General features: G+C 58.1%; 20 protein-coding genes. 2 read left to right on the top strand and 18 right to left on the bottom strand.

Annotation, left to right across the window (positions count from 1 at the left end):
• Window positions 1-129: 129 nt before the first annotated feature.
• From CXF97_RS12200 to CXF97_RS12185, 4 genes are all read right to left on the bottom strand, one after another.
• The gene (locus CXF97_RS12200) at window positions 130-858 is read right to left on the bottom strand and encodes a dienelactone hydrolase family protein (protein ID WP_101158694.1); all 729 of its coding nucleotides are present in this window, start codon (window positions 856-858) and stop codon (window positions 130-132) included.
• A gap of 69 nt (window positions 859-927) precedes the next feature.
• Window positions 928-2,832: a molecular chaperone HtpG gene (gene htpG, locus CXF97_RS12195; RefSeq protein WP_101158748.1), complete on the bottom strand. Its 1,905-nt coding sequence runs from the start codon at window positions 2,830-2,832 to the stop codon at window positions 928-930.
• Window positions 2,833-2,913: 81 nt separating this feature from the next.
• On the bottom strand, window positions 2,914-3,366 hold the full coding sequence (locus tag CXF97_RS12190; protein ID WP_042607592.1) for a PaaI family thioesterase: 453 nt from the start codon (window positions 3,364-3,366) through the stop codon (window positions 2,914-2,916).
• Window positions 3,363-3,839 carry a PaaI family thioesterase gene (locus CXF97_RS12185; RefSeq protein WP_101158693.1) on the bottom strand — a complete coding sequence of 159 codons (477 nt, stop codon included), beginning with the start codon at window positions 3,837-3,839 and terminating at the stop codon, window positions 3,363-3,365. The genes CXF97_RS12190 and CXF97_RS12185 overlap by 4 nt, the downstream gene beginning before the upstream one ends.
• Window positions 3,840-3,997: 158 nt before the next feature.
• On the opposite strand from CXF97_RS12185, the gene CXF97_RS12180 reads away from it, so the two are divergent.
• Window positions 3,998-4,234, top strand: a complete 237-nt coding sequence (locus tag CXF97_RS12180) for a hypothetical protein (RefSeq protein WP_007959016.1) — start codon at window positions 3,998-4,000, stop codon at window positions 4,232-4,234.
• A 63-nt stretch (window positions 4,235-4,297) separates the two neighbouring features.
• On the opposite strand, the gene CXF97_RS12175 is transcribed toward CXF97_RS12180, so the two are convergent.
• The 12 genes from CXF97_RS12175 to sdhC form a co-directional block, all read right to left on the bottom strand.
• On the bottom strand, window positions 4,298-4,699 hold the full coding sequence (locus CXF97_RS12175; RefSeq protein WP_101158692.1) for an MAPEG family protein: 402 nt from the start codon (window positions 4,697-4,699) through the stop codon (window positions 4,298-4,300).
• Window positions 4,699-5,436: a DUF599 domain-containing protein gene (locus CXF97_RS12170; RefSeq protein WP_101158691.1), complete on the bottom strand. Its 738-nt coding sequence runs from the start codon at window positions 5,434-5,436 to the stop codon at window positions 4,699-4,701. The genes CXF97_RS12175 and CXF97_RS12170 overlap by 1 nt, the downstream gene beginning before the upstream one ends.
• A 205-nt stretch (window positions 5,437-5,641) precedes the next feature.
• Window positions 5,642-6,955, bottom strand: a complete 1,314-nt coding sequence (brnQ, locus tag CXF97_RS12165; RefSeq protein WP_101158690.1) for a branched-chain amino acid transport system II carrier protein — start codon at window positions 6,953-6,955, stop codon at window positions 5,642-5,644.
• Window positions 6,956-7,316: 361 nt separating this feature from the next.
• Entirely contained in the window at window positions 7,317-8,201 is an 885-nt protein-coding gene (gene sucD / locus CXF97_RS12160) for a succinate--CoA ligase subunit alpha (RefSeq protein ID WP_016773680.1), read from the bottom strand.
• Window positions 8,201-9,367, bottom strand: a complete 1,167-nt coding sequence (gene sucC / locus CXF97_RS12155) for an ADP-forming succinate--CoA ligase subunit beta (RefSeq protein ID WP_016773679.1) — start codon at window positions 9,365-9,367, stop codon at window positions 8,201-8,203. The genes sucD and sucC overlap by 1 nt, the downstream gene beginning before the upstream one ends.
• Before the next feature lie 182 nt (window positions 9,368-9,549).
• Entirely contained in the window at window positions 9,550-10,986 is a 1,437-nt protein-coding gene (gene lpdA, locus CXF97_RS12150) for a dihydrolipoyl dehydrogenase (protein ID WP_101158689.1), read from the bottom strand.
• Window positions 10,987-11,085: 99 nt separating this feature from the next.
• Complete coding sequence (gene odhB / locus CXF97_RS12145; RefSeq protein ID WP_101158688.1) at window positions 11,086-12,312, bottom strand: 2-oxoglutarate dehydrogenase complex dihydrolipoyllysine-residue succinyltransferase; 1,227 nt, start codon at window positions 12,310-12,312, stop codon at window positions 11,086-11,088.
• 44 nt (window positions 12,313-12,356) lie between these two features.
• Window positions 12,357-15,188, bottom strand: coding sequence for a 2-oxoglutarate dehydrogenase E1 component (locus CXF97_RS12140; RefSeq protein WP_101158687.1), 2,832 nt, complete (start codon window positions 15,186-15,188; stop codon window positions 12,357-12,359).
• 251 nt (window positions 15,189-15,439) lie between these two features.
• Window positions 15,440-16,144, bottom strand: a complete 705-nt coding sequence (locus tag CXF97_RS12135; protein WP_016773675.1) for a succinate dehydrogenase iron-sulfur subunit — start codon at window positions 16,142-16,144, stop codon at window positions 15,440-15,442.
• A gap of 12 nt (window positions 16,145-16,156) precedes the next feature.
• A complete protein-coding gene (gene sdhA / locus CXF97_RS12130; RefSeq protein ID WP_042607585.1) occupies window positions 16,157-17,929 on the bottom strand; it encodes a succinate dehydrogenase flavoprotein subunit in 1,773 nt (590 codons plus the stop codon).
• Window positions 17,930-17,932: 3 nt separating this feature from the next.
• A complete protein-coding gene (gene sdhD, locus CXF97_RS12125; RefSeq protein WP_008049683.1) occupies window positions 17,933-18,301 on the bottom strand; it encodes a succinate dehydrogenase, hydrophobic membrane anchor protein in 369 nt (122 codons plus the stop codon).
• Window positions 18,295-18,669, bottom strand: a complete 375-nt coding sequence (sdhC, locus tag CXF97_RS12120) for a succinate dehydrogenase, cytochrome b556 subunit (RefSeq protein ID WP_016773673.1) — start codon at window positions 18,667-18,669, stop codon at window positions 18,295-18,297. The genes sdhD and sdhC overlap by 7 nt, the downstream gene beginning before the upstream one ends.
• Window positions 18,670-19,032: 363 nt before the next feature.
• On the opposite strand from sdhC, the gene gltA reads away from it, so the two are divergent.
• Window positions 19,033-20,322: a citrate synthase gene (gene gltA, locus CXF97_RS12115; protein ID WP_101158686.1), complete on the top strand. Its 1,290-nt coding sequence runs from the start codon at window positions 19,033-19,035 to the stop codon at window positions 20,320-20,322.
• 1,066 nt (window positions 20,323-21,388) lie between these two features.
• Here the strand turns inward: gltA and CXF97_RS12110 are convergent.
• Both CXF97_RS12110 and CXF97_RS12105 read right to left on the bottom strand, forming a co-directional pair.
• The gene (locus CXF97_RS12110; RefSeq protein ID WP_101158685.1) at window positions 21,389-23,047 is read right to left on the bottom strand and encodes a cation acetate symporter; all 1,659 of its coding nucleotides are present in this window, start codon (window positions 23,045-23,047) and stop codon (window positions 21,389-21,391) included.
• Window positions 23,044-23,355: a DUF485 domain-containing protein gene (locus tag CXF97_RS12105; protein WP_042607582.1), complete on the bottom strand. Its 312-nt coding sequence runs from the start codon at window positions 23,353-23,355 to the stop codon at window positions 23,044-23,046. The genes CXF97_RS12110 and CXF97_RS12105 overlap by 4 nt, the downstream gene beginning before the upstream one ends.
• Window positions 23,356-23,426: the final 71 nt, after the last annotated feature.

Genomic DNA, 23,426 nt, shown 5'->3' with positions numbered 1-23,426 from the left:
GTAAGTCAGCCTTCGCGAGCAAGCCCGCTCCCACAGTGATGGAGGGTGTTTTCAGAATCCCATTAACACCACACATCTCCTGTGGGAGCGGGCTTGCTCGCGAAGAGACCAGTTCAGACGCTGAAAAAATCAGCCCTTGAACACCTCATCCAGCAAATCATGCATCGACTTGAACGCGCGCTTGGCGGTCTTTTCGTCGTACATCATCTTGCCCGGCACGTTAGCGTGCGGATCGGTAAACGAGTGCACCGCGCCGCCGTAGCTGAGCAGTTGCCAGTCGACCTTCGCCGCGTTCATTTCATCTTCGAACGCCGGCAATTGCTCCTTCGGTACCAACGGATCGGACGCGCCGTGCAGCACCAGCACCGAGCCCTTGATGTTCTGCGCATCCGCCGGGTTCGGCGAATCCAGCGTGCCGTGGAACGACACCGCCGCTTTTACCGGCGCGCCGGTGCGGGCCAGGTCCAGCGCACAGCAACCACCGAAGCAGAAACCGAACACCGCCAGTTTCGACGTATCAACCGCCGCTTCGCCCTGGCTTTGCAATTGCTCGAAGGCCACTTGCAGACGCTTGCGCAACAGCGCACGGTCGTCCTTGAGCGGCATCATCGCTGCCAGCGCCTGATCAGCATTCTGCGGACGCACGGTCTGGCCGTAGACATCCGCGATCAACACCACATAGCCCTTGGCGGCCACCGCTTTGGCGATGTCTTCAGCACCGGCGCTGACGCCCATCCAGTTCGGCGCCATCAGCAACCCCGGACGCGCAGCCTTGTGCTCGGCGTCGAATGCCAGGCGACCTTCATAGGCCTGGCCGTCAATCTGATAGACCACGGAACGTACAGTGACTTGGCTCATTTCTGACTCCTGATTGCGTAAACACCAGAACGAAAAAACCCGCCGAAGCGGGTTTTTCCTACAACGTGATCAAACCGACAGTTCAACCAGCAGCTTGTTCAGACGGCGCACGTAAGCGGCCGGATCCTTCAAGCTGTCGCCCGCCGCGAGCGCGGCCTGATCGAAGAGGATGTGCGACAGGTCGCCAAAACGCTCCTCGCTCTGCTCGCCATCGAGTTTCTCGATCAGCGGGTGGCTTGGGTTGAATTCGAAGATCGGCTTCGAATCCGGGACTTTCTGCCCGCTGGCTTCGAGGATCTGGCGCATTTGCAAGCCCAGGTCCTGATCGCCGATGGCCAGAATGGCCGGCGAATCGGTCAGACGATGGGACACGCGGACTTCAGCCACGGAATCGCCCAGCGCGGTTTTCAGACGCTCGACCAGGCCTTCCTTGGACTTGGCGACTTCTTCTGCGGCTTTCTTGTCCTCTTCAGAGTCCAGATTGCCGAGATCAAGATCACCACGCGCCACGTCGACGAAGGTCTTGCCGTCAAATTCGCTGAGGTAGCTCATCAGCCACTCGTCGATGCGATCGGTCAGCAGCAGCACTTCGATGCCTTTCTTGCGGAAGACTTCCAGGTGCGGGCTGTTCTTGACCTGCGCATAGGTTTCGCCGGTGAGGTAGTAGATCTTGTCCTGACCTTCCTTGGCGCGGGCCAGGTAGTCGGCCAGACCGACGCTCTGCTCGCCGTCGTCACCTTGAGTCGATGCGAAACGCAGCAGACCGGCGATTTTCTCTTTGTTGGCGAAATCTTCTGCCGGGCCTTCTTTCATGACCTGACCGAAGTTTTTCCAGAAGCCCTTGTATTGCTCAGGCTCGTTCTTCGCCAGTTTTTCCAGCATGTCGAGCACGCGCTTGGTCAGCGCGGTCTTCATCGAATCGATGATCGGGTCTTTCTGCAGGATTTCACGCGACACGTTCAGCGACAGGTCGTTGGAGTCGACCACACCTTTGATGAAGCGCAGGTACAGCGGCAGGAACGACTCGGCCTGATCCATTACAAACACGCGTTGCACGTACAGCTTCAGGCCTTTCGGCGCTTCACGCTGGTACAGGTCGAACGGCGCGCGAGCCGGCACGTACAGCAGCGAGCTGTACTCGAGCTTGCCTTCAACCTTGTTGTGGCTCCACGACAGCGGATTTTCAAAGTCGTGAGCAATGTGTTTGTAGAACTCCTGATATTCCTCGTCTTTGACTTCAGTGCGCGGACGGGTCCACAGGGCGCTGGCGCGGTTGACGGTTTCCCATTCAACGGCTGGAGCCTCTTCGCCTTCGGCCGGAGTGACTTCTTTCGGCAGTTCGATCGGCAAAGCGATGTGGTCGGAGTACTTCTTGATGATGTTGCGCAGACGCCAGCCATCAGCAAATTCGTCTTCACCGGACTTCAGGTGCAGGACGATGCGGGTGCCGCGCTCTGGCTTGTCGATCGTAGCGACTTCGAACTCGCCTTCGCCTTTGGACGACCAGTGCACGCCTTCGCTGGCGTCGGTGCCAGCGCGACGGCTGTAAACGTCAACCTTGTCGGCGACAATGAAGGCCGAGTAGAAGCCCACACCGAACTGGCCGATCAGGTGCGAATCTTTCTTCTGATCACCGGACAGGTTTTTCATGAAATCGGCGGTGCCGGATTTAGCGATGGTCCCCAGGTGGGTGATCACATCGTCACGGTTCATACCGATACCGTTGTCTTCGAGGGTAACGGTCTTGGCGTCCTTGTCGAAACTCACACGGATTTTCAGCTCAGCGCCACCTTCGAGCAACTCAGGCTTGGCCAGGGCTTCGAAGCGCAGCTTGTCGACAGCGTCAGAGGCGTTCGAGATCAATTCGCGAAGGAAAATTTCCTTATTCGAATACAGCGAATGGATCATGAGGTGCAGCAGCTGCTTTACCTCGGTCTGGAAGCCCAGGGTTTCCTTTTGAGTTTCCACACTCATGGTCATCAAACTCCAATCAGATGGCAGTGGCCGCGACCCGAGTGGTCGGCGGCGGGTTGTCATCTGAGTTTGGGGCGCTGTTCAGGATTTCAAGGGTTCGTCGATTTTGAAATGCGCACGGGCGGTGGCGATCGGTTCGCCCTCGGTACTCTGCCACGCCGTGACCGCGACGTTGGCCACGCGCCGGCCCTGACGACAGACCTGACACCTGGCCCAAGTGTCGCGAAATTGCCCGGCGCGCAGGTAATCGAGAGAAAAATCGATGATCTTCGGCACACCCGGCGTGCCGGTGAAGATCAGCAAATGCAAGGCCGCGGCCAGCTCCATGAAACCGGCAATCACTCCGCCGTGAATCGCCGGCAATAAAGGGTTACCAATGTTGTCCTTGTTCGCCGGCAGCTTGAACAGCAGCTCATCGCCGACTCGCGAGCACTCAATACCGATCAGCCCGGCATAAGGGATCAATGCCAGCAGCGGCGCGTAATCGCCCTGCGCGTGGGCTTGTTGCAGCTGCTCCCTGAGATCGTTGCTCATTGGCTGGCTCCCTTGATCGCGCCGGCGAAGCCCCTGCTGCCCTTCAGACCAACGCCCATGCGCATGAAGGTGCCGACGACATGAGCGATTGGCTGCTCGGGATCGTCCTGGTAGGCATAGCCTCGGGCGAAGATCACGTCGGTGGTGACGCGGTAGCACTGGGCAAAGCCGTACACGGCTTTGTGCGGTTCGGCGGCGTGCATGTAGTCGATGCGCAGATCGAGGGTCGGACAGACTTCGAACTCCGGCAGCACGCACAAGGTCGACATACCGCACGCGGTGTCCATCAGCGAAGTGATGGCGCCACCGTGGATGACTCCGGTTTCTGGATTGCCGACGATTTTTTCGCTGTAGGGCAGGATCACCGTCAGACCTGCGCTCGAGGCGCTGTGCACCTGCAGACCCAAGACCTGACAGTGACGCAATGCCGATAAAAAGCGCGTCGCGCGCTCAAAAACGGGGTTTACGGCCATGTGATAATTACTCGCGTTTGGGCCTTTTGCCAGTAGTGAGAAAAGCGGCAAAAGTTCCGTGATAAAACAAACTTATATATCTGAAACAAATGAGGAACTTAACCCGTAGCGCCGAGTTCTTAAGGCCAGTAGTTATTTTCCATAAGGAGATACACCCCATGCGTAAGACTTTAGCTATTGCCTTGATGTTGACCGCTTCCCTCGGTCTCGCTGCCTGCGATAAAAAATCCGAGGACAAAGCTCAAGATGCCAACCAACATGCTGAGCAAGCTCAGCAAGACATGAACAAAGCTCAGGATAAAGTGAACGACGCAGCAAAAGAAAACGCCGAAGCTGCCAAAGCTCAGGCTGAATCGAACGCCGCTGCTCAAGAAGAAGCCGCCAAAAAGCAATAAGCTTTCTGGTGTGAAAAGAAAACCCGCCAAGTGCGGGTTTTCTTTTGTCTGCGATTTACCGTTTTATAGCAACACGGTTCTAAAAGTCGGACTAATCATCAACGACAACGAACAGACAAAGCCAACTAGCCACATCAGGCTGCGCAACTTCGGCAGGTCGGCCAGATAGAACCACAGATACAAGATCCGCGAGATCACGAAGATGATCGCCAGCGCATCGATCAGCCAGCCTGCGGTTTGCGTGGTGTGCGCCATCAGCACACCGACGGCGAACAAAATAAACGCTTCGATGCTGTTCTGATGGGCCGCCAGCGCCCTCGCACCGAACCCGGTCAATTGCGCCTGTTGCTGCCGCGGCAAATGATTGTCATACCCTCCCTGTTCCTTCATGGCCTTGGCCACCGGCATGCGCGCCACGTAGATCAATAAAGCACTGATAAACACACACCAGAACGGAATACTCATCAAACAGCCTCTTTGTTTGTCTCAGGGACGGGCGCCTCTGTAGGGGTATAGACCATGACATCGAGAACGTCGGAATGAAACTCCCGGCGATACAACACCACCACAACTCCCGCGCTCATGATCATGAACAACCACGGGCTGACGAACCACGCCAGCATGCTCATGCCGAAGTAGTAGGAACGCAGGCCGAAGTTGAACTGGTTGGCCGCCATCGAAATCACCCGTGCCGCACGCGAAGCGAAGGCCTTGCGTTCCTGCTCGGTCACTTGACGCTCACCGATCATCGGCGCTGAACCGACCAGAATCGCCGCAAAGTTGTATTGGCGCATGCACCAGCTGAACGTGAAGAACGCATAGACGAACACCAGGGCCAGACACAGTAATTTGATTTCCGACATGCCCTGCGAAGCCTGCTGCACCATCGGAATATCTGCCAGCAACGATACCGCCCGCTCCGACGCCCCGAGTACGGTGAGAATACCGGCGAGGATGATCAGCGTGCTGGAAGCGAAGAACGAGGCGTTACGTTCCAGATTGCCGATCACGCTGGCGTCGGCGATCCGGTTGTCACGCAGCAACATGCGGCGCATCCAGTCTTCGCGGTACAGGTGCAACACGCTGGCCAGACATGCCGTATCGCGCGCCTTCCAGGTGGCGTAACGGGTGTAGCCGCCCCAGCAGATGACAAACCAGACGGCGGCGAGCAGGTGGATGAGATTGGCTTGGATGAACGACATGCAATTCCTTGTGATGAGGCGCGGTACATCGGAAAAACCTGTGGGAGTGATCAAGCTCGCTCCCACATGCAGACCAGGCAACTCTTTCGACGTTAGCTCAGCAAAAAAGACACTGCCTCACGCGCATAAAAAATGCCCCGTATCGATTGATACGGGGCATTTCTGTTTAACCCTGCCGAACCCACTTGTGGCGGGTCAAACCACGTCAGGCAGTGGCTTCGCTGCGCTTGCCGAGCAGGCGGTCGCAAACCACGGCCACCACCAGAGTCATCACGCACGGCACCAGCCACGCCAGACCCTGCTCGCTCAGCGGCAGGTGGGTCAACTGAGCCGGCATCCGCTCGGCCAGACCGGCGCCCTTCAACGCGTCGATGGTGCCGAACACGAATGACACCAGCATCACCGGGCCAAGAATACGCCCGTGCTCATGCCAGAAATCCTTGCAGAAGCTCAGCGCGACCAGAACGATGCACGGCGGATAGATCGCCGTGAGCACCGGAATCGAAAAGGCGATGAGCTTGGTCAGGCCGAGGTTGGAGACCAGCAGCGAGAACGCTGCGAGGATGATCACCAGAGTCTTGTAGGACAGAGGCAGCACACGGCTGAAATATTCAGCGCAAGCACAGGTCAGGCCGACCGCCGTGACCAGACACGCCAACGAGATCAGCACCGCAAGGAAACCGCTGCCCAGCGAACCGAAGGTGTGCTGCACGTAAGCATGCAGCACCGCCGCGCCATTGGTGGCACCGACCGCGACTTCGTGGCTGCCGGAACCGAGGCGGAACAGGCTGACGTAGACCAGTGCCAGACCCACGCCGGCGATGAGCCCGGCGATGATCGCGTATCGGGTGATCAGTGCCGGCGACTCGACGCCACGGGAGCGAATCGCGTTGACGATGACGATGCCGAACACCAGCGCCCCCAGGGTATCCATGGTCAGGTAACCATTGATGAAGCCTTGGGAGAATGGTGCGGCGACGTATTCCGGTGTGCCGTGACCGATGTCACCCGCCGGCAAGGCGAACGCGGCGATACCCAGTACTGCCAGCGCAATGATTTTCAGCGGCGCGAGGAAGCGGCCCACCGTATCCAGCAAACGCCCAGGGTAGAGCGAAATGAAGAATACCAGCAGGAAGTACACCGAGCTGTAGAGGAACAGCGCCAGCGGACTCTCGCCGGTCAACGGCGCCAGACCCACTTCGAAGGAAACGGTCGCGGTACGCGGAGTGGCGAACAGCGGGCCGACAGCCAGATAGCACGCCGCCGCGAGGATGCCGCCAGCGATTTTGCCGATCGGGCTGCTCAACGCATCCATCGCGCCGCCAACTTTGGCCAGCGCCACTACAGTGACCACCGGCAAACCTACAGCGGTGATCAGAAAGCCCAGCGCAGCCATCCACACGTGGGGGCCGGCCTGCAAGCCGACGATCGGCGGGAAGATGATGTTACCGGCCCCGACAAACAGGGCAAACGTCATAAAACCAAGCGCCAGGATGTCCTGACCTTTCAAAACTTTCATTAAGGTAATACCACACTACTGAAATCGGAATTTAGAGGGGGATTGCCCTGTTGGATTAGGGAAATGCTGTCGATCCGTATGGGACTGACCCTTAAAGCGCGTAGCTGCCTTGTGGGCGGCGGACGCAAAAATGGCTGCTAGCCTAACGAATCTGGCTTGCAAACGCACTGTTGGAGGGCGAACTATCCGATACGCGACGTTTCAGTGTCGCGTTTACATAAGAAAAGCAGCTGCAAGCTACAAGTTTTGAGCTGCAAGCATCCATCTTGCAGCTAGCAGCTTGAGGCTTGCCGCTGCTCTGAAACGACAAAGGCCACCCGAAGGTGGCCTTTGTTGCTGGAGCTAAAAAGTCAGCCGAAGCTTACTTCTTCACTTCCCAGCCAGTCAGCTCGGCCAAGGCCTTGCCGATGTCTGCCAGCGAACGCACGGTTTTTACGCCTGCGTCTTGCAGCGCAGCGAATTTCTCGTCTGCAGTGCCTTTGCCGCCAGAGATGATTGCGCCAGCATGGCCCATGCGCTTGCCCGGAGGAGCAGTCACACCAGCGATGTAGGAAACAACCGGCTTGGTCACGTTAGCCTTGATGTAGGCAGCCGCTTCTTCTTCTGCCGAACCGCCGATCTCGCCGATCATCACGATCGCTTCGGTCTTCGGGTCTTCCTGGAACAGCTTCAGGATGTCGATGAAGTTCGAACCCGGGATCGGGTCACCGCCGATGCCGACGCAAGTCGACTGACCGAAACCGGCGTCAGTGGTCTGCTTCACAGCTTCGTAGGTCAGGGTGCCGGAACGCGAAACGATACCGACCTTGCCTGGCAAGTGAATGTGACCTGGCATGATGCCGATCTTGCATTCGCCTGGGGTGATCACGCCTGGGCAGTTAGGGCCGATCAGGACTACGCCCAGCTCGTCGCACTTAACTTTAGCGTCCAGCATGTCCAGGGTAGGAATGCCTTCGGTGATGCAAACGATCAGCTTGATGCCGCCGAATGCCGCTTCCAGGATCGAGTCCTTGCAGAACGGAGCCGGAACGTAGATCACGCTGGCGGTAGCGCCGGTGGCAGCTACTGCATCTTTAACGGTGTTGAACACTGGCAGACCCAGGTGCTCGGTGCCGCCTTTGCCCGGAGTTACGCCGCCAACCATCTTGGTGCCGTATTCGATGGCTTGCTGGGTGTGGAAACTACCTTGCGAACCGGTAATACCCTGGCAGATAACTTTGGTGTCTTTATTGATCAGGACGCTCATTATTTGCCCTCCGCAGCTTTGACAACTTGTTGAGCAGCGTCGGTCAGGCTGGTAGCAGCGATGATGTTCAAACCGCTTTCTGCCAGTACTTTAGCGCCCAGCTCAGCGTTGTTGCCTTCAAGGCGAACAACAACCGGGATTTTCACGCCGACTTCTTTCACGGCGCCGATGATGCCTTCGGCAATCATGTCGCAGCGAACGATGCCGCCGAAGATGTTGACCAGTACTGCCGCGACGTTCTGGTCGGAAAGGATGATCTTGAACGCTTCAGTAACGCGTTCCTTGGTAGCGCCACCGCCTACGTCGAGGAAGTTGGCTGGCTTGCCGCCATGCAGGTTGACGATGTCCATGGTACCCATCGCCAGACCGGCACCGTTGACCATGCAGCCGATGTTGCCTTCCAGGGCTACGTAGTTCAGTTCGAACTTGGCAGCGTGCGCTTCGCGCGGATCGTCCTGCGACGGATCGTGGAATGCCTTCAGCTTAGGCTGACGGTACATGGCGTTGGCGTCGATGTTGATCTTCGCGTCGAGGCAGTGCAGATCGCCGTCAGCCTTGATCACCAGCGGGTTCACTTCCAGCAGAGCCAGGTCGTGGTCTTTGAACAGCTTGGCCAGACCTACGAAGATCTTGGCGAATTGAGTGACCTGCTTGCCTTCCAGACCCAGCTGGAATGCCAGCTCGCGACCCTGGGATGGCTGAGCGCCAACCAGTGGATCGATAGTGGCTTTCAGAATTTTTTCTGGCGTGTCGTGAGCGATTTTCTCGATGTCCACGCCACCTTCGGTGGAAGCCATGAACACGATGCGACGGCTCGAACGGTCAACGACAGCGCCCAGGTACAGCTCTTTAGCGATATCAGTGCACGATTCAACCAGGATCTTGGTGACTGGCTGGCCGTTGGCGTCAGTCTGGTAAGTCACCAGACGCTTGCCCAGCCACTGCTGTGCGAAGGCTTTGGCGTCTTCTTTGCTGCGAACCAGCTTGACGCCGCCCGCTTTACCGCGACCACCGGCGTGAACCTGGGCTTTGACGACCCACTCGTTGCCGCCGATCTTGTCGCAAGCTTCTGCTGCTGCTTCCGGGGTGTCTACTGCGTAACCAGTGGAAACTGGCAGGCCGTATTCAGCGAACAGCTGCTTACCCTGATACTCGTGAAGATTCATGCTTTTTACCGTCTTCGTTAGGTACTGCGCATTCGGCGCTGCGCTCGTTTGAGTGCCGCGCCACCTGTGACTGCTGCTTGCGTAGCTGAGCTACGCAAGACTGCGTCCGGCGGACATTCCGCGGTGAGTCTTGCTCGCAAGGCTCACGACGGGCCGCTACCGCCGTGGTTTCTTATTATGTCTTAACGCTTCTTGCGGTTGGCAATGTGAATAGCGCCGCCATTCACTGCCAGAGCAGCTTCGTGCAAGGCTTCGGACAGGGTCGGATGGGAGAAAACCATCATGCCCAGGTCTTCAGCGCTGGTGCCGAATTCCATACCGATCGCGCCCTGCTGAACCAGTTCCGCAGCGCTCGGGCCAATCACGTGCACGCCCAATACGCGGTCGGTCTTGGCATCGGCGATGACCTTGACGAAACCACCGGTATCGTTGGCAGCCATGGCACGGCCGGAAGCGGCGAACGGGAAGGTGCCGACGTTGACTTCAACGCCTTCGGCCTTCAGCGCCTGCTCGGTTTTGCCAACCCACGCGATTTCCGGGTGAGTATAAATAACCGAAGGGATCAAATCATAGTTCATCTGAGCCTTGTGGCCCTTGATGCGCTCAACAACCATGATGCCTTCTTCCGAAGCCTTGTGGGCCAGCATCATGCCGCGAACCACGTCGCCAATGGCGAAGACGCCCGGTACGGCGGTGACGCAATGGTCATCAACCGCGATGAAACCGCGCTCGTCGATTTCCACGCCACAGTCGGCAGACAGCAGATCAGTGGTCACCGGACGGCGACCAACGGCTACGATCAGCTTGTCGAAAGTGATGGTCTGTTCGCCGTTGGCATCGGTGTAGTTGACGACGACTTCTTCGCCGTTGACTTTCGAACCGGTAACGCGAGCGCCCAGCTTGATGTCCAGGCCCTGTTTGGTCAGGGTTTTCAGCGCTTCCTTGGAAACAGCGGTGTCCGCTGCCATCAGGAAAGTGTCCAGCGCTTCGAGAACAGTCACTTCGGCACCCAGACGCGACCATACCGAACCCAGCTCCAGGCCGATCACGCCCGCGCCGATCACGCCCAGACGTTTAGGTACGGACTGGAATTCCAGAGCACCCGTCGAATCGACAATGACGTTCTGGTCAACCGGCGCAGGTGGAATGTCGATCGGACGCGAACCTGGCGCGAGGATGACGTTTTCCGCTTCGATGACTTCAACCGAGCCGTCCGGCTTGGTGACTTCGACTTTCTTGCCGGCCAGCAGCTTGCCGTGGCCCTGGATCGAAGTAACGCCGTTGGCCTTGAACAGGGTGGCAACACCGCCGGTCAGGTTCTTGACGATGCCAGCCTTGCGGCCAACCATCGCAGCGACGTCCATTTTGACTTCGCCGGTCGAGATACCGTGAACGTTGAAGCTTTCCTTGGCTTCCTTGTATTTCCACGAGCTGTCGAGCAGCGCCTTGGAAGGAATGCAACCCACGTTCAGGCAGGTACCGCCCAGGGCTTGCTTGCCCTCTGCGTCGGTGTACTTCTCGATGCAGGCAGTGGTCAGGCCCAACTGAGCAGCCTTGATGGCGGCTACATAGCCACCAGGGCCGGCACCGATCACTACTACGTCAAATTTCTGCGACATTCAAAAAATCCTCTTTTTTGCAGCAAGCGTGAAGCCGCAAGCCTCAAGCCAAACTGCGTTTACCTGCAGTTCGCAGCCTGAGACTTGCAGCTGCTTCTATCAAATATCCAGCAACAGACGAGCCGGATCTTCCAGCAGGTTCTTGATGGTCACCAGGAAGGTCACAGCTTCTTTGCCATCGATCAGACGGTGATCGTAGGACAGTGCCAGGTACATCATCGGACGGATCACGACCTGGCCGTTGATGGCCATTGGACGCTGGATGATGTTGTGCATGCCCAGAATCGCTGCCTGCGGCGGGTTGACGATCGGCGTCGACATCATCGAACCGAAGGTACCACCGTTGGTGATGGTGAAGGTACCACCGGTCATCTCGTCCATCGACAGTTTGCCGTCACGGGCCTTCTTGCCGAAGGTGGCGATGCCGCCTTCGATTTCAGCCAGGCTCATCAGCTCAGCGTTACGCAGAACCGGTACGACCAGGCCACGATCGCTGGAAACGGCAACGCCGATGTCCGCATAGCCGTGGTAAACGATGTCGCCGCCGTCGATCGACGCGTTGACAGCCGGGAAGCGCTTCAGCGCTTCGGTGGCCGCTTTGACGAAGAACGACATGAAGCCCAGGCGTACGCCGTTGTGGGACTTCTCGAACAGGTCCTTGTACTTCGAACGCAGGGCCATGACTTCGGTCATGTCGACTTCGTTGAACGTGGTCAGCATCGCCATGTTCGACTGGGCTTCAACCAGACGCTTGGCCACGGTGGCACGCACGCGGGTCATCGGTACGCGCTTCTCGATGCGGTCGCCAGCAGCGAATACAGGCGCAGCAGCCGAAGGAGCAGCAGCCTTGGCAGGTGCGGCAGCCGGAGCGGCTTTCTTCGCAGCAACAGCAGCAACCACGTCTTCCTTGGTCACACGACCACCTTTGCCGGTACCGGCAACGGAAGCGATGTTGATGCCGTTCTCTTCAGCCAGCTTGCGAGCAGCCGGTGCTGCGATCGGGTCGTCTTCGCCATCGGCAGCAGCCGGTGCGGCAGCGGCAGTAGCAGCCGGAGCAGCAGCGGCGGCAGGAGCGGCAGCAGCAGCGCCGCCCTCTTCGATCGAGCCCAGAACCTGGTTCGACAGAACGGTAGCGCCTTCTTCGGCGATGATTGCGCCCAGCACGCCGTCGGCTTCGGCCAATACTTCCAGCACGACCTTGTCAGTCTCGATGTCGACGATCAGGTCGTCACGCTTGACGGCCTCGCCTGGTTTCTTGTGCCAAGTGGCAACGGTGCCATCGGCAACCGATTCCGGGAATGACGGGGCTTTGATTTCGATAGCCATTATCTGTGGGTCCTTAAAATTCGGTTTCAGTCAGCGCGAAGGCGTTAAACAGTGAAAGCGTCTTGCAGCAGTTTTTCCTGCTGCTCGGCGTGCATCGATGCATAACCACAAGCTGGCGCAGCCGAAGCCTCACGGCCCGCGTACTCAAGTACGAGAGTCTTGTCGAGGTTGGCAATGCTGCGACGCAAGTGATGCTGGCTGCAGTACCAGGCACCCTGGTTCATCGGCTCTTCCTGACACCACACGGCATGCTTGACGTTAGTGTACGGAGCCAGGACTTCCTTCAAGTCGTCCTCAGGGAACGGATACAGCTGCTCGATACGCACGATGGCGATATCTTCGCGGCCTTCGGCACGGCGTTTTTCCAGCAGGTCGTAGTAGACCTTGCCGCTGCACAGAACCACGCGCTCGACCTTTTTCGGGTCCAGTGCGTCGATTTCCGGGATCACGGTCTGGAACGAACCTTCGGCCAGATCTTCCAGCGTCGAGATGGCCAGCTTGTGGCGCAGCAGCGACTTCGGCGTCAGCACGACCAGCGGCTTGCGCAGCGGACGGATTACCTGACGACGCAGCAAGTGGTAGATCTGTGCTGGCGTGGTCGGCATGCACACCTGAATGTTGTGCTCGGCGCACAGCTGCAGGTAACGCTCAAGACGTGCCGAGCTATGCTCAGGGCCCTGACCTTCGTAACCATGTGGCAGCAACATGGTCAGACCGCAGAGACGGCCCCACTTGTGCTCACCGCTGGTGATGAACTGGTCGATAACGACCTGCGCACCGTTGGCGAAGTCGCCGAACTGGGCTTCCCAGATCACCAGCGCGTTTGGCGTGGTGGTCGAGTAACCGTATTCGAATGCCAGTACCGCTTCTTCCGAGAGGAACGAGTCGTACAGGTCGAAACGTGGCTGACCGTCGTACAGGTTCTGCAGCGGAATGTAGGTGCCCGCGTCTTTCTGGTTGTGCAGCACAGCGTGACGGTGCGAGAACGTACCGCGGCCGATGTCCTGACCAGTCATGCGAATCGGGTGACCTTCGAACGCCAGGGTCGCGTATGCCATGGTTTCGGCATAACCCCAGTTGATCGGCAGGCCGCCGGCTTGCATCTTCTGACGGTCTTCGTAGATCTTCGCGACCTGACGCTGGACCACGAAGCCTTCCGGAATTTCCAGCAGCTTGGCGGACAGTTCTTGCAGGGTCTTCAGATCGAAGCGCGTGTCATGACGCGCAGTCCAGGCGTGGCCCAGGTACGGACGCCAGTCGACGAACAGCTCTTTGTTCGGCTCTTTAACCAGCGATTTCACCACGTGCAGACCGTTGTCCAGCGCGTTGCGGTATTCGTCGACCTTGGCCTGAACTCGTTCAGCGTCGAGCACACCGGCCTGGGTCAGGCGATCAGCGTACAGCTCACGGGTGGTGCGCTGCTTGGTGATCTGCTGATACATCAGAGGCTGGGTGCCGCTTGGCTCGTCGGCCTCGTTGTGGCCGCGACGACGGTAGCAGACCAGATCGATCACCACGTCACGCTTGAACTGCATGCGGTAGTCAATGGCCAGTTGGGTCACGAACAGCACGGCTTCCGGATCATCACCATTCACATGGAGGATCGGCGCCTGGATCATCTTGGCAACGTCGGTGGCGTACTCGGTGGAGCGCGAGTCCAGCGGGTTGCTGATGGTGAAACCAACCTGGTTGTTGATCACGATGTGCACGGTACCGCCGGTCTTGAAACCGCGGGTCTGCGACATCTGGAAGGTTTCCATGACCACGCCCTGACCGGCGAATGCCGCGTCACCGTGGATGGAGATCGGCAGAACTTTCTCACCGGTCAGGTCGTTGCGACGGTCCTGACGGGCGCGCACCGAACCTTCGACCACCGGAGAAACGATTTCCAGGTGGGACGGGTTGAACGCCATGGCGAGGTGAACTTCACCGCCGGTGGTCATCACGTTGGACGAGAAGCCCTGGTGATATTTGACGTCACCGGAACCGAGCTCGACCTTCTTCTTGCCTTCGAACTCGTCGAACAGCTCGCGCGGATTCTTGCCGAAGGTGTTGACCAGCACGTTCAGACGGCCACGGTGGGCCATGCCGATGACGACTTCCTTGGTGCCGTACGAGCCGGAACGCTGGATCAGTTCGTCGAGCATCGGAATCAGGCTTTCGCCGCCTTCCAGACCGAAACGCTTGGTGCCCGGATATTTGGTGCCCAGGTATTTTTCCAGGCCTTCACCGGCAGTCACGCGCTCAAGCAGGTGACTCTTGATGTCGGCGGAGTACGTCGGACGCCCACGCACGCTTTCCAGACGCTGCTGGAACCACTGGCGCTGCTCGGAATCGGTGATGTGCGTAAATTCAGCGCCGATGGTGCGGCAATATGTCTGCTGCAACGCTTCGTGAATTTCGCGTAGGCTCGCTTCCTCTTTGCCGATGAACAGGTCGCCGGCACGGAAGGTCGTATCAAGATCGGCATTGGTCAAGCCGTAATGATTGATCGACAGGTCTGCAGGTGCAGGACGCTGCCACAGTCCCAGCGGGTCAAGCTGGGCTGCCTGGTGGCCACGCATACGGTAGGCCTGGATCAATCGCAGCACTTCAACTTGCTTCTTCTCGTGCTCACTGCTCACGCTGCCGGCGGAAACCGGTTGGGCGCGGCGCTGGTTCTTTGCCAGCAGCACGAAATGATCGCGAATTGTCGAGTGCGAAACATCAGTGGCAGAGCTGCCGTCGGCTGGCAACTTCTGAAAGTAGGTGCGCCACTCTTCTGGCACAGCGTTAGGGTCGTGCAGGTAGAGCTCATAAAGCTCTTCCACATAGGCAGCGTTTCCACCTGAAAGGTAGGCGCTGTTCCACATGCGCTGCATCACGCTTTCTTGCATGCTTGGTCACCCTCGGTTAGGGGAACACCATCGGTGTCGACACCGAGCAAACTTGCAGAAGTCCGAATGCAGCGACTAAAACAAGCCACCTAGGATCACACTGATAGTCCGGGTACCAGCCCGGATGCCCCTGCTTGTCTCATTTCTTCAAAATAAGAGCGGCAGCTTGTGGCTACTGCTCTGGTTATAGCCATGACGCGGGTTGAAGCCCGCGCCACAGCCTCTACGGTGCAACGGTTACAGCAGCTGAATCACACGCCGCTCGAGAGCAGCATGTTACGGATGTGACCGATGGCCTTAGTCGGGTTCAGGCCTTTCGGACATACGTTGACGCAGTTCATGATGCCCCGGCAGCGGAAAACGCTGAACGGGTCGTCAAGTGAAGCCAGACGCTCGCTGGTCTTGGTGTCACGGCTGTCAGCCAGGAAGCGGTAGGCTTGCAGCAGCGCAGCTGGACCGAGGAACTTGTCAGGGTTCCACCAGAACGATGGGCAAGAGGTCGAGCAACAGGCGCACAGGATGCACTCGTACAGACCGTCGAGCTTTTCGCGCTCTTCTGGCGACTGCAGACGCTCGATGGCCGGAGCCGGCGTGTCGTTCTGCAGGTAAGGCTTCACCTTCTCGTATTGCTTGTAGAAGATGCTCATATCGACGACCAGGTCACGGATAACCGGCAGACCTGGCAGCGGGCGAACGATCAGCTTGTTGCCTTTTACAACGGCGGACAGCGGCGTGATGCACGCCAGACCGTTCTTGCCGTTGATGTTCATGCCGTCGGAGCCGCAGACGCCTTCACGGCAGGAGCGACGATAGGAGAAACCCTCGTCCTGCTCTTTGATCAGGGCCAGCACGTCCAGCACCATCAGGTCTTTACCACCGGTATCGACCTGGAAATCCTGCATGAACGGCGCAGCGTCCTGATCAGGGTTGTAGCGATAAACACTGACTTGCAACATGGCGGTCACCCCTTAATAAGTCCGGACTTTAGGTTCGAAAGTCGGAACAGTCTTCGGCGAGAAGTTGACGGCACGCTTGGTGACGCGCTTGTCACCCGGGAAGTACAGGGTGTGGCACAGCCAGTTTTCGTCGTCACGGTCTTCGAAGTCTTCACGGGCGTGCGCGCCGCGGGACTCTTTACGTACTTCGGCCGCGATGGCGGTAGCTTCAGCCACTTCCAGCAGGTTTTGCAGCTCCAGCGCTTCGATTCGTGCAGTGTTGAACGCCTGCGACTTGTCGTTGATTTTCACGTTGGCGATGCGGGCACGCAGGTCAGCAAGCTGAGCGATGCCTTTCTGCATGTATTCGCCGGTACGGAATACGCCGAAGTAGTTCTGCATGCAGCTTTGCAGCTCGCGACGCAGAGTGGCAACGTCTTCACCGTCGGTACGGTTGTTCAGTGCATTCAGGCGCGACAGTGCAGCTTCGATGTCGGACTCGGTAGCGTCGTCGTATTCGATGCCGTCGGTCAACGCCTTTTCCAGGTGCAGACCGGCAGCGCGACCGAATACCACCAGGTCGAGCAGCGAGTTGCCGCCCAGACGGTTGGCACCGTGGACCGATACGCAAGCCACTTCGCCTACCGCGAACAGGCCAGGGATGATCTGGTCCTGACCTTCGGCGTTCTGGGTGATCGCCTGGCCATGAATGTTGGTGGCAACGCCGCCCATCATGTAGTGGCAGGTCGGAACAACCGGAACCGGCGCAACCACCGGGTCAACGTGGGCGAAAGTCTTCGACAGCTCGCAGATGCCTGGCAGACGGCTGTGCAGCACTTCCTCGCCCAGGTGGTCGAGTTTGAGCATTACGTGGTCGCCATTCGGGCCGCAACCGTTGCCGGCGATGATTTCCTTAACCATCGAACGGGCAACCACGTCACGACCGGCAAGGTCTTTCGCGTTCGGAGCATAACGCTCCATGAAACGCTCGCCGTGCTTGTTGATCAGGTAACCACCTTCACCACGGCAACCTTCGGTCACCAGTACACCGGCGCCGGCGATGCCAGTCGGGTGGAACTGCCACATTTCGATGTCTTGCACCGGCACGCCGGCACGCAGCGCCATGCCAACACCGTCACCGGTGTTGATCAGGGCGTTGGTGGTGGAGGCGTAGATACGGCCTGCACCGCCAGTCGCCAGAACGGTGGCCTTTGCACGAATGTAGGAGGTTTCACCGGTTTCGATGCAGATCGCGATCACACCGACGAACTCGCCTTCCTGGTTTTTCACCAGATCGACAGCATAGTACTCGTTGAGGAACGTGGTGCCGGCTTTCAGGTTGCCCTGATAAAGGGTGTGCAGCAGCGCATGACCGGTACGGTCGGAAGCGGCGCAAGTACGCGCAGCCTGACCGCCCTTGCCGTAGTCCTTGGACTGGCCACCGAACGGACGCTGATAGATGCGGCCTTGCTCGGTACGCGAGAACGGCAGACCCATGTGGTCCAGCTCGAACACGGCAGCCGGGCCTTCCTGACACATGTATTCGATAGCGTCCTGGTCACCGATGTAGTCGGAACCCTTGACGGTATCGTACATGTGCCAGCGCCAGTCATCGTTCGGGTCGGCGGAGGCAATAGCGCAAGTGATGCCGCCCTGTGCGGACACAGTGTGCGAACGGGTCGGGAAAACCTTGGTGATCACCGCAGTCTTGTGGCCGCCCTGGGCCAGCTGCAGCGCAGCGCGCATGCCGGCACCGCCACCACCGATAATGATGGCGTCGAAAGAAATCGTTGGAATGTTAGCCATGAATCAGATACCCCAGAGAATCTGCACACCCCAGACGAAGTAAGCGAACATCGCAACGCCGCAAACTGCCTGGAAAAGGAAACGTATTGCCGTTGCGGACTTGCCGAACGCCATTGGCGTCAGGTAGTCGGTCGCGATGGTCCACATGCCGACCCAGGCGTGAGCGCCCAGAGCAACAAGGGCCAGCAGGCTGAAAATACGCATTCCGTTGTGAGCGAACAGTTCATGCCACTGGGCATACTCGAGGCCAGGGTTGGCCACGATGTATCCGATCAGAAAGATGAAGTAAGCCGCGAGAACGACCGCAGACACACGTTGCGCCATCCAGTCATAGAGGCCCGAACGCGACAGGTTAGTGACGTTAGTTACCATATCCAGACTCCTGCCAGAACGATTACCACCACGGAAACGGCGATAACGATTTTCGAGCCCAGTTTGCCGCCTTCCAGCGTCTCACCGATGCCCATGTCCATGATCAAATGGCGCACACCGGCTACCAGGTGATACAGCAGAGCGGACAGGATGCCCCAAATCACTAGCTTGGCTAGCGGACTGGTCAGACACGCTTTCACCTGACCGAAGCCTTCCTCGGAGCTCAGCGACTTGTCCAATGCGTAAAGCATGATGGCAAGGCACACGAAGAGGATGACACCGGAGATACGGTGAAGAATGGACGTGTAAGCAGTGACTGGGAGTTTGATGGTCCTTAGGTCTAGGTTTACAGGTCGTTGGCTTTTCACGGCTTTTTTTTCACACTGAAGAGCCCCTAACAATCAGGGCAAAGTTGTTGGGGAGTGCACTGGTCAGGTAACCACCACCCAGGGATGCGACCCCCAATGAAAGCAAGCCCAAAAGCCCTTGGCGGTCGGTGGCCGAGTATAGACAGTTAGGCTACTAATGACAACGCGTTCACCTACCCCCAATAGCGGATTGCACAAGTTGAATAAAAGGCGTAAATGGCAGGCAATTTCGAGGAAAAAGTCGGCTTAAAGCCTTCTGGAGCAAGACTTTAGGCAAATTGACATTCGAATTTATCTCACTATAGTGGTGCGGGCCCTGCGTGGGGGGTCTGTCTGATGGTTCAAGCATAAATAGGAGGCCACATGGCTGACAAAAAAGCGCAGTTGATCATCGAGGGCGCAGCCCCCGTCGAGCTGCCCATTTTAACCGGCACCGTTGGTCCCGATGTAATCGATGTTCGGGGCCTGACGGCCACGGGCCGCTTCACTTTCGACCCGGGTTTCATGTCGACCGCTTCGTGCGAATCGAAAATTACCTATATCGACGGCGACAACGGCATTTTGTTGCACCGCGGCTACCCGATCGAACAGCTGGCTGAAAAGTCGGACTACCTGGAAACCTGCTACCTGCTGCTCAACGGCGAATTGCCGACCGCAGAACAGAAGGCCCAGTTCGTCAGCACCGTGAAAAACCACACCATGGTTCACGAGCAGCTGAAAACCTTCTTTAACGGTTTCCGTCGCGACGCCCACCCGATGGCCGTCATGTGCGGTGTAGTCGGCGCCCTCTCGGCCTTCTACCACGACTCCCTGGACATCAATAACCCGCAGCATCGCGAAATTTCCGCGATCCGTCTGGTTGCGAAGATGCCGACCCTGGCAGCGATGGTTTACAAGTACTCCATGGGCCAACCCATGATGTACCCGCGCAACGACCTGACGTACGCGGAAAACTTCCTGCACATGATGTTCAACACCCCGTGCGAGATCAAACCGATCAGCCCGGTACTCGCCAAGGCCATGGACCGGATCTTCATCCTCCACGCCGACCACGAGCAGAATGCTTCGACCTCCACCGTGCGTCTGGCCGGCTCTTCGGGTGCCAACCCGTTCGCCTGTATCGCTGCGGGTATCGCCGCGCTGTGGGGCCCTGCTCACGGAGGTGCGAACGAAGCCGTACTGACCATGCTCGACGAGATTGGCGATGTATCGAACATCGACAAGTTCATCGCCAAGGCCAAGGACAAAAACGATCCGTTCAAGTTGATGGGCTTCGGTCACCGCGTCTACAAGAACCGCGACCCTCGCGCGACTGTCATGAAGCAGACCTGCGACGAAGTGTTGAAGGAACTGGGCATCAACAACGATCCGCAACTCGAACTGGCCATGCGCCTGGAAGAGATCGCGTTGACCGACCCGTACTTCATCGAGCGCTCGCTGTACCCGAACGTCGACTTCTACTCGGGGATCATCCTCAAGGCGATCGGCATTCCAACCAGCATGTTCACGGTGATTTTCGCCCTAGCGCGTACTGTGGGCTGGATTTCGCACTGGAAGGAAATGCTCTCGAGCCCGTACAAGATTGGCCGTCCACGCCAGCTGTACACGGGTTATGAGTCGCGTGACATTACTTCGCTGGAAGATCGCAAATAAGGTTTTTTCTTTTTGTGATGGTTTAGTGGTGTGTCAGGAACGGCCTCTTATATAGAGGCCGTTTTTGTTTGTGGTCTCAGCGGCCTTCGGGCCGACTGGTTCTTGGATTCTGGGGGCATATCCGTTGCTGCGGTAACGGCTTCTTAAGGGTTCGCTCTTACAGCGACTCACTTTTCCAAACGCCGAAAAGTAAGCAAAAGGCTTTGCCCCGGCGTGCGGCCCGCTCGCTAAAGCTCGGGGTTCCTTCGTTACGGGACCGATCCGGGCGCAGCGGCTACGGTTTGCTTCGCTGCACCTCCTTCCGCTGTGTACGACTGCGTCGTACGGTCGCTGCGCTCCCACACCCGGATCGATCCCGTAACGAAGCCTGCCGAAGGGGCAAGAGATCAAAAACCGAATCAAAAGCAACAGCAAAAGCAAAATCCAGAGCCAGAGCCAGAGCCAGAGCCAGAGCCAGAGCCAGAGCCAGAGCCGAAGCAAAAGCAAAAGCAAAAGCAAAAGCCAGATCAAAAGATCGCAGCCTTCGGCAGCTCCTACAGTCGGATCGCGTGCTACAAGACCAGGTCGGCTGTCAGGCCGCCTTCGCGAGCAGGCTCGCTCCCACAAAAAGCAAAAAGCAAGGCAGCGCAGCTGCCCGCGGCGAAGCCGCACCACTCAACAATGAGCGCAAGCTCGAGTGCTTTTGATCTTGATCCACCGGCGACGTCGGAAGGCTGAGTGGAGGGATTGATCCGGGCGTGGGAGCGCAGCGACCGTTCGACGAAGTCGAACACAGCGGAAGGAGGTGCAGCGAAGCAAACCGTAGCCGCTGCGCCTGGATCGATCCCGCAGCGAAGGAACCCGAGCCTGCGAGGGCCGAACGTAGGAGCAAGCCTTTTGGGTTACCTTTTTGGCGTCTGAAAAAGGTGACTCGCCGTAAGGGCGAAACCCTAAGCCGCCGTTACCGCAGCAACGGATATAAACCCAAAACCACCCGATAACCGCCCACAAAAAAACGCCCCAATCTCTCAACCAGGGCGTTTTCTTCAAGCTTGCAGCTTGAAGCTAGAAGCTTACATCTGATCTCTTAGTGCGAAACCGCCCCACTCGCCCCCAATCCGGTCTGCGAACGCACAAACTGCGGGAAGAACAGCGCCCGCTCATTGTCCGCTGCCGCCGACTTGTCGGTAATCGAGAAGAACCAGATCCCGATAAAGGCAATGATCATCGAGAACAGCGCTGGATACTCGTAAGGGAAGATCGCCTTCTCATGATGCAGAATCTGCACCCAGATGGTCGGGCCGAGGATCATCAGACCAACAGCACTCACCAGACCCAGCCAGCCACCAATCATCGCGCCGCGAGTGGTCAGCTTCTTCCAGTACATCGAAAGCAGCAGTACCGGGAAGTTGCAGCTCGCCGCGATGGAGAACGCCAGGCCGACCATGAACGCGATGTTCTGGCTTTCGAACAGAATGCCCAGACCAATCGCCAGCACCGCCAGGGCGATGGTGGTGATCTTCGACACGCGAATCTCATCCTTCTCGTTGGCTTTGCCCTTCTTGATCACACTGGCGTACAGGTCGTGCGACACCGCCGAAGCACCCGCCAGCGTCAGACCGGCTACCACAGCCAGAATGGTTGCAAACGCCACTGCCGAGATGAAGCCAAGGAAGATGCTGCCGCCCACCGCGTTGGCCAGGTGCACCGCCGCCATGTTGTTGCCGCCGAGCAAGGCGCCCGCTGCATCTTTGAAGGCCGGGTTGGTGCTGACCAGCAGGATCGCGCCGAAGCCGATGATGAAGGTCAGGATGTAGAAGTAGCCAATGAAACCGGTAGCGTACAGCACGCTCTTGCGCGCTTCCTTGGCGTCACTCACGGTGAAGAAGCGCATCAGAATATGCGGCAGGCCAGCGGTGCCGAACATCAGCGCCAGACCCAGCGAGAACGCCGAGATCGGATCCTTGACCAGACCACCCGGGCTCATGATCGCTTCGCCCTTGGCGTGCACCTTGATCGCTTCGGAGAACAGCGTGTTGAAGTCGAAGTCGACGTGCTTCATTACCATCAGCGCCATGAATGAGGCGCCGGAAAGAAGCAAGACCGCTTTGATAATCTGCACCCACGTGGTCGCGAGCATGCCGCCGAACAGCACGTACATGCACATCAGCACGCCGACCAGAATCACCGCAACGTGGTAATCGAGACCGAACAGCAGCTGGATCAGCTTGCCAGCACCGACCATTTGCGCGATCAGATAGAACGCCACCACCACCAGCGAGCCGCAGGCCGACAGGGTGCGAATCTGGGTTTGCCCGAGGCGGTAGGACGCCACGTCGGCAAAGGTGTATTTGCCCAGGTTGCGCAGGCGTTCGGCGATCAGGAACAGAATGATCGGCCAGCCCACCAGAAAGCCGATCGAGTAGATCAGGCCATCGTAGCCGGAGGTGAACACCAGCGCGGAAATGCCCAGAAAGGACGCCGCCGACATGTAGTCACCGGCAATTGCCAGGCCGTTCTGGAAACCGGTGATCTTGCCGCCTGCCGCATAATAATCGGCAGCCGAATTGTTTTTCTTCGACGCCCAGTAGGTGATGTACAGCGTCGCGCCGACGAAGGCCACGAACATCAGGATCGCCGGGATGTTCAGCGGCTGTTTGGCCACCTCCCCCGTCAACGCATCAGCCGCCCAGACACTTGGTGCGAAAGCCGCAACACTCAATACAGCAAGTAGACGCCGGATCATTGCTGAGCCTCCTTGAGAATCGCATTGTTCAGGTCGTCGAACTCGCCATTGGCGCGGCGCACGTAGATGCCGGTCAGGACGAAAGCCGAAAGGATCAGGCCAACACCGATCGGGATGCCCCAGGTGATCGAAGATTCAGGACTGAGTTTCGCACCGAGAACATGCGGCCCGTAGGCGATCAGCAGGATGAATGCGGAGTACAGCCCAAGCATGATTGCCGAGAGAATCCAGGCGAATCGTTCCCTTTTCTGAACCAGCTCCTTGAATCGGGGACTGTTTTGAATCGAGAGGTAAATGCTGTCGTTCATTGTTTTTATCCTCGCAGCACAGATTATTGTTGGAACGTAGCTAATGTATGCGGCTGCGAGAGAGGTTCCAG

Origin of the sequence: Pseudomonas sp. Choline-02u-1, assembly GCF_002836515.1 — a bacterium.
Taxonomy (GTDB): domain Bacteria; phylum Pseudomonadota; class Gammaproteobacteria; order Pseudomonadales; family Pseudomonadaceae; genus Aquipseudomonas.
This window is presented reverse-complemented; position numbering and strand designations above follow the sequence as displayed.